Below are 13106 nucleotides of genomic sequence, written 5' to 3'. Positions count from 1 at the left end.
AGCTAGCCATGGGCTGCTCTCCTTTTACTTTAAACAAATATCCACCATAAAATCATCGTAATAATAATAGTCACAAGCCCTTGAAGTAATGTGGCCACCGTTTGGGCTTTATAGGCTTGTGTTACTTCCATACCACTATACTGCGTAATCACCCAAAAGAAGCTATCATTCACATGGCTAACTGTCATTGCTCCTGCACCTATTGCCATCACCACTAATGCTAATGGTACCGCTCCATCAATTCCCAATGTCACAAGCATTGGGGCTACTAAAGTAGATGTAATCACAAGAGCTGTTGTAGAAGAACCTTGAGCCGTTTTCAACGCTGCTGCTACTATAAACGGCACAAGAAGGAATAATGTACCTGAGGCAAACATACCTAAATCCATTTCTTGAAGCATTTCTCCAACACCAGCATTTTTTATAACAGTTCCAAACGAACCACCAGCCCCTGTTATAAGTAAAATTGGTGCTGCTTCTTTTAGACTTTCGCCAATCCAACCTGTTAATGTCGTTTCATTGATTTCAGGTAATAATAAAAAGGCTGCTGCTACACCTAAAAATAAGGCCACTGTTGGAGAACCTAAGAATTTAAAGATGGTATTGAAAGTCGCTTCCGTATCACCAACTAATGCTGCTATAGAACCCAAACCAATTAACACAATCGGCAGAACGATTGGTAAAAATGCTTTAAATGTTGAGGGCATTTTACCAAAGGATTTAATGACTTCCTCATAATCTAATGCCTCTACCTCATCTTCAGGAACGCGAATTTTTGTCGCAACTTTTACTGACCATAGATAACCTACGAATGTCGCTGGTATCGCGACTAATAAACCAATGACAATGACTGTTCCTAAATAATCTGCTGCGCCAATATTTCCTGCTGCTGCAATAGGACCTGGAGTTGGTGGTACTAATACATGCGTCGCAAATAAGCCAGTTGCTAAAGCTACTGCCATAGATGCAATCGTAACATTTGCTCGCTTTGCTAATGATTTTTGCAAGCTGGATAAAATAATAAAGCCAGAATCACAAAATACTGGTATGGATACGATATAGCCAATTAAAGACATCGCTAATTGTGGACGTTTAGGTCCTACAATTCTTAACACTACTTCTGCCATTCGATAAGCAGCACCTGATTTTTCTAATATTAAGCCTATAATAGTACCAGCAATAATGACTAAACCAATACTTGTCATTAAGCCTCCAAATCCAGTATTAATGCTTTCCACTACTGTCAACAATGGCATACCTGAAGCAATTCCAACGAAGAAAGCACTGATTAATAAAGCTAAAAACGGATGAAGCTTTAACTTAGCTGTTCCTAAGACAACAAATAATACCCCTATTAATATAATAATGAACAACATCTAGACATCCCCCTTTTGTAAGTAACGCTCTATCATTCTTTTAGTTTTTAACCGAATAAAGTGTGCAGGTTCTTGCATTGCCTGCTGCACATCAATCTCCTCATCTACCAATGACTCAACAACTGTAAAATACGCTTGTAATGCTGCATTTGCCTTGGTATCAATTCCTCCAGACAGCAGCATCGCCTCTACATTCGCTTGCTTTGCAGCTTTTGCTACACCTAATGGTGCCTTACCATGTAATGTTTGAAGATCAGATTTTCCTTCACCCGTTATCACTAACTGTGCTTCTGCTAAATGAGCCTGAAGTTGTACAGCGTCCAGCACAAGGTCAATTCCTGCATGGAAGGTTCCTTTTAAAAAAGCGATTAATGCGCCCCCCATTCCCCCAGCGGCTCCAGCACCTTTATAGTCATGTAATCGTATAGCAAATTGAGCTTCAACAATATCTGCAAAATGCTTTAAACAACGATCAAATTCAGCGACCTGGTGTTTTTGAACACCCTTTTGTGGACCAAAGATGGCAGTGGCTCCTCGTTCACCAATAAGCGGATTATCCACATCACAGGCAATCGTAAATGTGGATTCTGCTAATCTAGTGTCTAGTAGACTCATATCTATGACATCTAATTGCATAAGGTTAGAAACACCAGCCTCAAGTTCCACCCCTTCCGCTGATAATAACCGCACACCTAATGCTTGTAACATACCAGTACCCGCATCATTTGTAGCACTCCCACCAATGCCAATAATAAATTTTCTAAAACCTTGATCAAGTGCGGCTTTAATTAGTTGTCCTGTGCCATAAGATGTAGCAAGTTCAGGATTTTTCTCACTTTCTTGTAACAGCATAATACCAGATGCTTGAGCCATCTCTATTACACAGGTTACTTGATCGCCCAGTACACCATATTGAGCCTGGATAGCTCTTCCCAATGGATCAAGCACAGTTGCTGAGCAATATCGACCATCTGTAGAGGCAATAAGTGAGTGCAGTGTACCTTCACCACCATCTGCCACTGGTAGTATAATTGTTTCAATTGAATGATCCACATCTAAGATTCCTTTTTGCATTGCCTTTGCTACTTCAACTGCTGACAGAGTACCCTTGTAGGAATCTGGACTAATGATAACTTTCATGTTATACCTCCACTTATGTCGTCCATTGACATTTACGTAAATTTTCATATCCCTAAGTTAAGCGCTTACAATTTATTATAATGACAATAAATTCAGAAAACATTATAATAGGTGTACAATTTATCTGTCATATAACAGGCTGTTTTTTATGCGAGGTGTATAAACATGTTGACAAAAAAGTTAGCAGAAGACATCGTCCATCAAACGATGTTGCGCTTGCGTCACAATATTAATGTTATCAGCCCAAGTGGAGTCATTTTAGCTTCTGGGGATAAAATGAGGGTGGAAAATATTCATGAAGGTGCACTATACGTAGCACAGACAAAAGAGACTCTAATTATAAATGAGGAAAATATAGCACTTTATCCAAACACAAAACCAGGCATCAATATGCCAATTATGTACCAAGATGAGGTTGTAGGTGTTATAGGTATTACAGGAGATTCAGAGGATATGCTTGAAATTGCTAATCTCGTTCAACTCACAACAGAGATTATGGCCCATCAAGCGATTGTTGAATCTAAAAGCGAATGGCAACGAAAGAATAACGATTACATATTTGAAGCACTCGTTCATGGAAGTAAGCTAGACGGAACCTTAACTGAACGGATTCAGAAATTACCATTTGCTCTTTCGGGCCCTTTTCAGGTGATTTTAGTGAGCTTAAATGAAGCATCCTACGCAGAAAATACAATACCCTTCTTTTTTGAGGATCTATTTTACAAACAGCCTATTCTTGCTGGTCATAGCCAATTACAGGAATACTATATCCTACTAACAAATTGTGTGGAGCAAAGCTGCCGTCCTATTATAAAAGCACTGCGTAAGCAGAAGCAGAAACTTCCCTCCCTTCAAATTGGTGTAGGGCCTGTGGTTCAGCATTTATCTCAGCTTCCCTATAGCTACCAAGGTGCCAAAACAGCTCTAAAATTTGCTGCAATCAATAATGAATTGACTTTTTTTGAAGATGTCGAGTTATATTCCCTTTTTAAACCTCGTGAATCGGAGGAGGTACAAGCATTTTACCGTCGTGTACTCAAAAATTTAGACGCTAAACAATTGGAAACATTACAATCGTTTTTTGATTGTAATTTACAGCTAAAGCATTGTGCTCAGCAATTGAATATTCATCGACATACACTTACTTATCGTTTAAATAAAATAAGGGAATTAACAGGCTATGATCCGCAATACTTTGAGGATGCTGTTCTGCTAAAAATGGCCTGTACATTACGAACACTACAAACAATGAAGGCAATCTGAACAGATCAGATTGCCTTTATCATTAAGCCTTATATAATTCATTTAAAAATTCTATTTTCTTCCCAATAGCCTCTTCAAAGGTCATGATATAGGCAGCAGGATCTTTCGGATTATGGAATTGTGTAATTCTCCCTGTTTCGGGATGAACAAATTTTGAGGATGCCCCACAGCCAATTCCTAAGATTGTCTGCACTTCTTCCATAATAACGATATTATAAATACTTTCTTCTCCCGCTTTACTATAGCCGACATTTTCTAAATTACCTAAAATATTCTTCTGACGATATAAATAGTATGGAACATAATCATTTTCTTTTGTCCAAATTTGGGCCATTTCCATCATTTCAGCTACCGTATCACGGTCGGCTACTTTGTATTTATCCTTATTACGCGTCATCTCTGATGCACGTTTAAATGATAGCGTATGAACAGTTAAAGACTCTGGCTGCATCTTTGCCGATTCCTCTAATGAATGTTGGAATTCTTCAATCCCTTCATTCGGTAGCCCAATTATAAGATCCATATTAATATTATTCATACCTGATGCTCTTGCAAGCCAAAACTTATCAATGGTTTCCTGAACCGTGTGATGACGACCAATTGCTTTTAATGTTTCATCAGTATAAGATTGTGGATTTACACTAATACGATCAATACCCCATTTTTTTAGTACTTCTAATTTTTCTGGTGTGATGGTATCAGGTCTTCCTGCTTCAACTGTCACCTCTCGAATTGTTTCAGGGTTAGGGAATGATTCAAACATCGTTTGATATAAGGCATCCATTTCATCGGCCTCAATTGAAGTCGGTGTACCACCACCCCAATAAATGGAGGTGATTTTCATATCATTGTCCTTCAGCCATTTGCCCATTTCGCGCAATTCAATATGCAAGCCATCTAAAAAAGTCGTAACACGCCCCTGCTTACGATTGCTACCAATCGCATAGGCTGGGAAAGTGCAATATGCACATTTGGTAGGGCAGAATGGAATACCAATATAAACACTGATTTCTTCTCCAATGGCATCAAGATCAGGAATGGTCACTAGTTGTCGGTCCACAATTTCCTTTAATAGTCCAACTTTTTCCTTTGATAAGCGGAAATCTCGAATTAATAGATCAGCAATTTCTTGCTCACTTTTACCTTCTTTTCTAAATTTATGATACAGCTTTGTTGGGCGTACACCCGTTAAAATCCCCCATTGCTGATGCACTCCAGTATGCTGTTCAAGAACATCTAAAAATACATGTGACAATGCACGTTTTATGCGAATATTTAGCTCACGATCTGTTGCTGGGGAATCATATTGAATACTGTACTCATTCGTGTATTGCTTACCATCTACAATCAAGTTTGCTTTTGTAGAAATGGAAAAATCGTCTCCAGTCTGATAGTCAAATGAAGCAGACATATCTGCTCCCATTGGTTCAACCTTCAGCTTGGAATCCTCAAAAAATAAATTCGCAATATGATTTAATACGCGAATCCAATCTTCAGGATATTTTTGATCTATATGAATAATTTTCATTTCGTTTCGCTCTCTTCTTTTATATATTGCAGATTTAAGTTTAACAAATTTCTATGACTATAAGCAAAATAACAATTAGAATCTATAAAATAACAGAATATTCAGTTTAAATATAGACAAACTATTTTTTTGTCATTATAATTTTCAGAAAAGGTGGTGTCGAGAATGTTTATTTTAAAAAATGACAATTATACATCTGTTTCGAGCTTTATTCATCAAGTAGAAGTAGCATTCCACCATTTTGATTTAGAGCGCTGTGACGAAAAAACATTATATGTCACGGTAAAACTTAATTACGGCACACATAAAGTACTTTGTGATTTTATTTATATTATTGATCAACAAGAAATCTATGGCGCTATTTCAATTAACAAGCATTATGAAAAGACAAGGGTATTTATTCAACAGCATTTTCAGCAATTTTTATTGTATTCAGATGAAATGGTATTAGCTAAAAACTTCATGAGTACAATATCCTTTAAACAATGTCTCCAACAATTTGCGAAAAAGTATCCAGCCTTTATTTCCTCAAAGAACCATTACGCTCTAGCAATGGCTGAGTAACCACAAATAAAAATAGTATGCCAAGCATTGTTGGCATACTATTTTCTTAATTATTTTAAATATTCATCCACAAATTCAACAGGTACATATGTCTTTGTATCTTTTAAGGTCGGTGCGACTGTTAGTGTACGTAATGCCTTATTATAGCCAAATGTTTTTTCACCGCGAGTAATTGTGTAAGATATATTCCCTTTTGAAAGGATTGCCCCCTTGCCTGTAGAATCCACTTTGAAGCCAAGCTTTTCAGCGATCACACGTAATGGCACCATTTTTGTACCAGCTACTTCATAAGAATCTGATGCGATAATATTATCAATTTCTTCATGTATTGGATTCTTAGTAGTTGAGGAATCATCGTTCAGTACAATTACTTTAGATGGTGTTGTTTGAGCTGGGATACTTTTAGTAGAGGCCGTATAGAAAACAATCAGATGCTTCTCTGCTAAATCTTTAGCGTCCACCTTTTCACCTTTTTCATTGAATAGCTCTGTTTCTTTCCCAATATTTAATTTTAAAATATCATACGTATTAGTTAAATCTTCAAAGAAATAATCCACTTCTACAAAACCAACTTCTTCTGTTTCAACGATGACAACCTCTGGATTGAATTGTGGTGGATAAATATATTTTTGCGGTTTGTTAGCAAAGGTATAAGCTAATACTTTATCACCCTTTTGTAGCTCCACTTTCTTCCCAGTATTGTCGAACACGAGAGTATCTTTAGTAATTTCTAATACATTTGTTTGCTCGCCTTCTTTTACTGTGTAATATGTAATATTTTCCCCAACACGAACATCTTCCACAGTACCACGAGTATCATTAAAAATGTGTACGGGATCAATTTGTATTTGTGGTACCTCCGCTTCTGTAGATTGCTGCTCATTTGCTGAAGCTACTGGTACAAGGGCACTTCCAAATAATAATGCAGACATAGCTGCAGGTGCTATTTTTTTCATGTTCATAAAATCTCTCCTTATTGTTTGGATTCATAGTAGTAGTAGTTTTAAAATGGAAAAAGTTTCAGTGCAAACCGAGGATTTTATGAGAAAGAGGTGGCAGTATCTACTGCCACCTCTTATTCCTATTCTTTAACAATCTCGCTCAAACCAGTAATATCGATGCCATTTAAAGCTTGAGTAGCAAGGCGATCCGCTTCTGAATTATCCTTACGTGAAACAAGCTGATATTCGGCTTGAATGTGAAGTTGCTCCAGCTTAGCATCAATTTTATCTGCCCAGCTTGCTAGTTCTTTTTCCAATGCTGGCCATTCCCCATTCAGCTGATTGATGACCACTTGTGAATCTCCTATAATACGCACAGGCAAATGGTGGACATTTAAAAGTTCTAGCTCTACTAAGGCTAAATAAAGCGCTGCATACTCTGCCTCGTTATTTGATTTCAATTCAGACGAAAAGGCATTCCTTCTCAATCGTAAAGGTTTACCATTTTGTTCGTAATAAATGGCGCAGCCTAGTCCTGCTTGCCTTGTCCCACGATCAAAACCTCCATCAAAATAGAGCGTAATATTATGAGGCTCTGTATCAATTTCCTTTAAATATCCTTTTAGCTCTTTAAGTGACCAATTTGTATCTTGCCGATCAACACAATGTAGCGATTTTACCCTTCCCGTTCTTTCCATATCCTCTGCAAGTAAAAATGCTTGAGCTGCAGGCATTTCAGCTGAACGTAAAACTGTTGTTGCTCCTTTTGGTGTTTTATAGGTCCATTCAATGATGACATGCATATTCATAACCTCCCATACTCTTTAACTGGTACATAAAGCAAAAACGTGTACCGACCAATAGCGGATACACGTTTTCCTCTCACTTGTTATATGTGCAATTCCTAGAAAAATTATTCCTTTTTAAATTGCGCTTATCACCTATTATTGAATTCCTTCATATAAACCTTGGATAGGTTTTATTAAAATGCGATTTACTTCTTCGATTACTTTACTTACCTTCATTTCTGCCTCAAGCATCGTTGAAATTTTTTCATTTTGCTGTGCAAGCTGTGCCGCTTTTTGTGCATAGACAAGCTCATCTTCCAAAATATCCTCACCAGCTAATTGCTTTTTCTGTAATTCGATTTGGATTTTACGGAAGTTTTTAAAGACATTTAATGCCTCTTCATCATTTTTAACAACTTCAACAGCAGCTTTTAACGCTTCAAATTCTGGAATCTTACGGAAAGTTGCTTCTAGCGCATTAATGTCATTATAAATATTAATCATTCATACAATCTCCTTTTAAATAAAGTAAACAATCAAGCCTTGCACAATCCCAATCAATCCACCAAGCACTGCACCTAATACAGTAATCATTTTAAACTCACGTTTTGAAATACCTAATACAAGCTCCTCTAATTTCTCTACTGGGAATGAGTCAACCTGCTCTCGCACGACCTCTTGTAAGTTTAAACGTTTTAGTACATCCTCAAGTTTTTCCTCTGCCTTCACAAAAGCTTTTTCTATAGCTTGTGGAATCACGGTATACTTCGCCCAGTCATTTCCTTGTGGCCAATAATAAGAAATCGGTTGATTTAAACGTTCAGAGATTGCTAATTGTTCTTTCACGTACACTTGTAATTTCGATAAAATGGGGTCAAATTGAACATCTTGCAAAAAGTCCATAGCTGGTCGATCTTTAAGTTTTTCCCATTCCTGCGAAAATATTTTTGTTAGTAAGGTTGTTGTTCCTGGTGCTTGTAAAAACTTCACAAGCTCACGTTGAACTTTCCCAACTAATGAAGAGGAATCACCTAAGAACATATTGATCATGCCGCCTAGAGACCCTTTTGATGATAAAAAGTCATCAATCATTGCCTTAATCGTCATTTCACCTTCTGGTGATAAAAAATAATCCTCGCCTTTTTCTAAAATGTGCTGAACTGCTACTGGAATTTTAGCATCAATTGTATTTTGGATATCATCTGATAGGAGCGTACGAATTGATTTTGTTGATAGTGTATTCTTTACTGACGAAAATTGTCCCTCAACAATTGCTTCAACCTTCTGTTCAATGGTAGTAGGTAGATGAGCAAACCCAGCTAAGTTTAGCCAATCCTGAATTGTTTTGTCGTTTGTAAAGATTGTTTCTTCAACTTTTGTTTGCACAAAGTGTTCTACTTTGTCTTGAATATCCTTAGAGAAAAACTTTTTTCTAAATGTTTCAGGTGTTAGTAAATAATTAACTACTGTAAGACCCAGCTGTTTAGCTAATTCATCACGTCGTTTGGGTATAAGGCCTGGTGTAAACGGTACACGCCAATTTTTAATATATATCGCTTTATATGGACGAAAAAGCATTTTAATGGCTAAGTGATTTGTAACGCCCCCAATTGCAGCCCCAATGATAGCCATAAAAAGTAATGTCACTATAAAATTATCCATTAGTATCCTCTCATTTCAATTGTATTCAAGATTGGCGTATTTTGTCGCCTTCTGCACTCATTATAGCAGAGCAATGATTTTCAACGAAAGAAATACCCCTTTAGAATTTCAATCTCATCCTATTTACTTCTATGAAAAGTGAATAGTTGCAAAAATACCTTTATACTTGAATAATATGACTACATACTATAAGAAGCGAGGTTTGATGATGATTCAACATTTCAGTTTTAAACCACTATTTGAAAACACGCAACTACCTGGGTGGTCTATTTCGTTTTTTTATCAACGAGAACGATACCAAGGGGAATATTTAAAGGACGGTACGATTGAGTGGATAGGAGCCATTCCATCAGACGAGGAGGTTGTTAAAAAAATGATACATGAACTTATGCTGTTTCATGTATACGATTGAATTTGATAGTCAATTTTTCGTTGTGATCCCGTATAAAAATACCTATATTTACTATTAATAGCACGCCATTTAAGCTAATTATGTTGAATCCTGTTGAAATTTGTATATTTTTCTTATACATTTATGATATCAGCTTAATAGTAAATGTTTTTTATGCAGGGGGCCATTTCAATGAGTAAAGTCACACTTTCGGATGACTTAAATAGCTATAATTCAAAAGCGTTAATTCGTGTAAAAGTAAAAGAATTTTTTTCAGAATTTTCCGCTAAAATATTCGAATTAGTGGATGAAGCGGGTGCTGTTAATAGTAAGAAATTCGAGGAACTTTCTGGCTATAAAAGCGACTTTTACAATGAGTATTGCAGTCAACTAAAGGGCTTCTTTGATTCTTCTACTAGCTCTTTCGGCAAGAAATCGATTAAAACGTTCTATTTAACGTATAATAATAAGAACTATGTTTTAACACAGCAAGGCATAACGGAAAAAGCACCTGTATCTATCGCTCCGCTTACAGGTGAAATACCTTTAAAGGAAACGGTTCATGACGTTGAAAAAGCGTGTTTAAAATTACGCTTCCAGCAAGAATAAATAGGTCAAACATTTAGAAAGGGGGAGTCTCAAATGATGATTGAGACTCCCCCCTTTCTATAAAAAATAATTCATTTAAAAAAATCCGCAAGCTAAAGCACTCTTGAGATTTTTGACGTGTCGTATTATATGAGATGCAAAATGCTTCTTTCCCTAAACAAACTATCTTTGATCTTTCTAAAGTTAGCATATAGCCATGGTAATTACAATCTTTTGGTATTTGAATCTAGTTGCATTTTTACAAAAGATCCATGAAAAACAAGTGAAAAAGTTGTTGTCAATATTTGTGTTTTTCTTTTAAATAATTTATGATTGAAACATCCAACAATTTTTTAAATCATAGGAGGTGTACACTTTGTTTACTTCCCTCATTCGGGCGGGAACAAAGGAATTATTTGGACGGAGACATATTGGAGATAACCATTAGGTTGGCGGCATTCGCCCTACTAATTATAATGACTGGATTTTTCGTTGCAACTGAATTTGCAATCGTAAAAGTGAGATCTACCCGCATTGATCAATTGCTCGCGGAAGGGCATAAAAAAGCGAAAAATGCAAAACGTGTTGTTTCAGATTTAGATGAGTACTTATCTGCATGCCAGTTAGGTATTACCATCACTGCACTTGGTTTAGGTTGGTTAGGTGAACCTACATTTGAAATCATTTTACACCCAGTGTTTGAATTTCTAAATTTGAATGGTAGTATTACATCTATCCTTTCATTCATACTTGCATTCTCAATCGTTACGTTTATGCATGTTGTTATTGGGGAATTGGCGCCAAAAACATTAGCCATCCAAAAAGCAGAATTTGTCACATTAAACTTTTCTGGCCCATTAATTATCTTCCACAATATTACCTATCCCATCATTAAGCTATTAAATGGCTCTGCCCGTGGTTTAACAGGTCTTTTCGGCTTAAAAATGATGTCAGAATCAGAAGTTGCTCATACAGAGGAAGAGCTGCGTATGATTTTGTCGGATAGTTTAAAAGGTGGAGAAATTAATAACTCAGAATATGAATATGTTAACAGTATTTTCGAGTTCTCTGATCGTCTTGCAAAAGAAATTATGGTTCCTCGAACTGAAATTGTCGGCATAGAAAAAGAGCTAACAATTAAAGAAGTGTTTGATTTAATGGGTGTTGAGCAATATACTCGTTATCCAATTCTGGATGGAGATAAAGATCATATTATTGGATTAGTTAACATGAAGCATTTATTAACCGCTTACATTAAAGATCCTAAAAATGGTGATAAGCCAGTCATTGATTATATGCAACCTATTATTCGAGTGATGGAAACAACGCAAATTAACGATCTATTACTAAAAATTCAACGTGAACGTATTCATATGGCCATTTTAATGGATGAATATGGCGGAACATCTGGTTTAGTGACGATTGAAGATATTATTGAGGAAATTGTCGGCGATATTCAAGATGAATTTGATGAAGACGAAATCCCGGAAGTACAAGAAATTGCAGAAAATCATTTTATTTTAGATGCTAAGATGCTTCTTGAAAATGTAAATGATATGCTTGGTACTGACATAGAAGATGATGATATTGATACTATCGGTGGTTGGTTCATGACGAAGCGTTTTGATGCAGTCGAAGGTGACAGTATTGAAGAGCAAGGTTTTGAATTTATCGCAAAAGAATTAGATGGTCACCATATTTTATACTTAGAAGTTCTGAAATTACCTAACAGTGATTTATCAAATGAATATGACGCAGTCATTGACTAAAATTGAATTGATTTGCCATACTTGTCGTGGTACTATTAGAAGCACGCTTGTATAATCTAGGCTATAAATATGATCTTTTCTTCACACCTTATATAGGTGGGAGCAACGACCGTAATAAATAGATGAAACGACTCCCTTTTAAAAGGGGGTCGTTTTCTAATGTCCGAAAGTTTTGCGAGGAGGAAACAAAATGGAGCTCTATACAAATTTACGTCAAGGGGAAAAAGGTGCATGGCTATCCATTGGTACATATCTAATCCTAAGCTCTGCTAAGCTTACAATAGGCTACATTGGTACATCTGAGGCCCTAAAAGCAGATGGTTTAAATAACACAACTGATATCATTGCTTCCATCGCGGTACTGGTTGGTTTACGCATTGCCCAAAGACCACCTGATTCCAACCACCAATACGGACATTTACGAGCTGAGACTGTTGCCTCTTTAGTCGCATCGTTCATTATGCTTGTTGTCGGTCTCCAAGTATTAGTTAGTTCCCTAAAAAGCTTGTGGGAGCCCACTGGTACAACACCTTCACTGTTAACAGCCTATGTAGCAATAGGTAGTGCAGTTGTCATGTATGTGGTTTATCGCTATAATTTGGCACTATCAAAGAAAATTAAGAGTGCCGCTGTTAAAGCTGCTGCCTTTGACAATCGCTCTGATGCACTTGTCAGCATCGGTACAGCCATTGGTATTTTTGGAGCCATTTTCGGCTTTCCGATCATTGATTCACTTACAGCTCTCATTGTTGCCCTTTTAATTATTAAAACAGCAGTAGAAATTTTTTGGGAAGCTGTTCAAAGTCTTACAGATGCATTTGATATTGATGAAGTTGAAACGTTATCGGTCTTAATCCGTAACGTGGACGGGGTAATGGAGCTTTTAGACTTTAAAGGACGTGCCCATGGCAATATGTATTTCATTGACGTAACTGTCACAGTAGATCCTTATTTAAATGTCTTTGAAAGTCATCGCATAACTGAAGAAATCGAACATACCATTATGCGTGAAAATCGCTTTTGTCAGGTTCTTGTGCATATTGAGCCACATATCATTCCTCCACAAAACGAAGAAAAGTCTCCTACCAATTGATTG

General features: G+C 36.7%; 13 protein-coding genes. 6 read left to right on the top strand and 7 right to left on the bottom strand.

Annotated elements, in window-relative coordinates:
- Positions 1-29: 29 nt before the first annotated feature.
- Both NY607_RS17685 and NY607_RS17680 read right to left on the bottom strand, forming a co-directional pair.
- Positions 30-1376: a GntP family permease gene (locus tag NY607_RS17685; RefSeq protein ID WP_048391781.1), complete on the bottom strand. Its 1347-nt coding sequence runs from the start codon at positions 1374-1376 to the stop codon at positions 30-32.
- Positions 1377-2516, bottom strand: coding sequence for a glycerate kinase (locus NY607_RS17680; protein WP_103118804.1), 1140 nt, complete (start codon positions 2514-2516; stop codon positions 1377-1379). It abuts the gene before it with no gap.
- A 165-nt stretch (positions 2517-2681) separates the two neighbouring features.
- Here NY607_RS17680 and NY607_RS17675 point away from each other — a divergent pair, with 165 nt between their 5' ends.
- Complete coding sequence (locus NY607_RS17675) at positions 2682-3779, top strand: CdaR family transcriptional regulator (RefSeq protein WP_259420070.1); 1098 nt, start codon at positions 2682-2684, stop codon at positions 3777-3779.
- A 22-nt stretch (positions 3780-3801) separates the two neighbouring features.
- On the opposite strand, the gene NY607_RS17670 is transcribed toward NY607_RS17675, so the two are convergent.
- Positions 3802-5307, bottom strand: a complete 1506-nt coding sequence (locus NY607_RS17670) for a coproporphyrinogen III oxidase (protein WP_131521087.1) — start codon at positions 5305-5307, stop codon at positions 3802-3804.
- Positions 5308-5472: 165 nt separating this feature from the next.
- Here NY607_RS17670 and NY607_RS17665 point away from each other — a divergent pair, with 165 nt between their 5' ends.
- Complete coding sequence (locus NY607_RS17665; RefSeq protein WP_054548655.1) at positions 5473-5871, top strand: hypothetical protein; 399 nt, start codon at positions 5473-5475, stop codon at positions 5869-5871.
- Between the two features lie 50 nt (positions 5872-5921).
- Here NY607_RS17665 and NY607_RS17660 read toward each other — a convergent pair whose 3' ends face one another.
- From NY607_RS17660 to NY607_RS17645, 4 genes are all read right to left on the bottom strand, one after another.
- Positions 5922-6833, bottom strand: a complete 912-nt coding sequence (locus NY607_RS17660; RefSeq protein ID WP_237898693.1) for a copper amine oxidase N-terminal domain-containing protein — start codon at positions 6831-6833, stop codon at positions 5922-5924.
- Positions 6834-6952: 119 nt separating this feature from the next.
- The gene (locus NY607_RS17655) at positions 6953-7615 is read right to left on the bottom strand and encodes a ribonuclease H family protein (protein WP_259420069.1); all 663 of its coding nucleotides are present in this window, start codon (positions 7613-7615) and stop codon (positions 6953-6955) included.
- A 141-nt stretch (positions 7616-7756) separates the two neighbouring features.
- The gene (locus NY607_RS17650) at positions 7757-8104 is read right to left on the bottom strand and encodes a YlbF family regulator (protein ID WP_004230811.1); all 348 of its coding nucleotides are present in this window, start codon (positions 8102-8104) and stop codon (positions 7757-7759) included.
- 15 nt (positions 8105-8119) lie between these two features.
- Positions 8120-9262 (bottom strand): DUF445 domain-containing protein, encoded by a 1143-nt coding sequence (locus NY607_RS17645; RefSeq protein ID WP_131521083.1) that lies wholly within the window; start codon positions 9260-9262, stop codon positions 8120-8122.
- A gap of 208 nt (positions 9263-9470) precedes the next feature.
- Here NY607_RS17645 and NY607_RS17640 point away from each other — a divergent pair, with 208 nt between their 5' ends.
- The 4 genes from NY607_RS17640 to NY607_RS17625 all read left to right on the top strand — a co-directional run bounded on the left by NY607_RS17640 (position 9471) and on the right by NY607_RS17625 (position 13103).
- Positions 9471-9674 (top strand): YheE family protein, encoded by a 204-nt coding sequence (locus NY607_RS17640; protein WP_131521237.1) that lies wholly within the window; start codon positions 9471-9473, stop codon positions 9672-9674.
- A gap of 171 nt (positions 9675-9845) precedes the next feature.
- Entirely contained in the window at positions 9846-10262 is a 417-nt protein-coding gene (locus NY607_RS17635) for a hypothetical protein (RefSeq protein ID WP_131521082.1), read from the top strand.
- A gap of 428 nt (positions 10263-10690) precedes the next feature.
- The gene (locus NY607_RS17630) at positions 10691-12010 is read left to right on the top strand and encodes a hemolysin family protein (RefSeq protein WP_004230815.1); all 1320 of its coding nucleotides are present in this window, start codon (positions 10691-10693) and stop codon (positions 12008-12010) included.
- Positions 12011-12200: 190 nt separating this feature from the next.
- The gene (locus NY607_RS17625) at positions 12201-13103 is read left to right on the top strand and encodes a cation diffusion facilitator family transporter (RefSeq protein ID WP_048391796.1); all 903 of its coding nucleotides are present in this window, start codon (positions 12201-12203) and stop codon (positions 13101-13103) included.
- Positions 13104-13106: the final 3 nt, after the last annotated feature.

The organism is Lysinibacillus sp. A4, assembly GCF_024919535.1.
GTDB lineage: Bacteria > Bacillota > Bacilli > Bacillales_A > Planococcaceae > Lysinibacillus > Lysinibacillus capsici.
The sequence above is the reverse complement of the archived record's forward strand: the minus strand, read 5'-3'. Positions and strand labels throughout refer to the sequence as shown.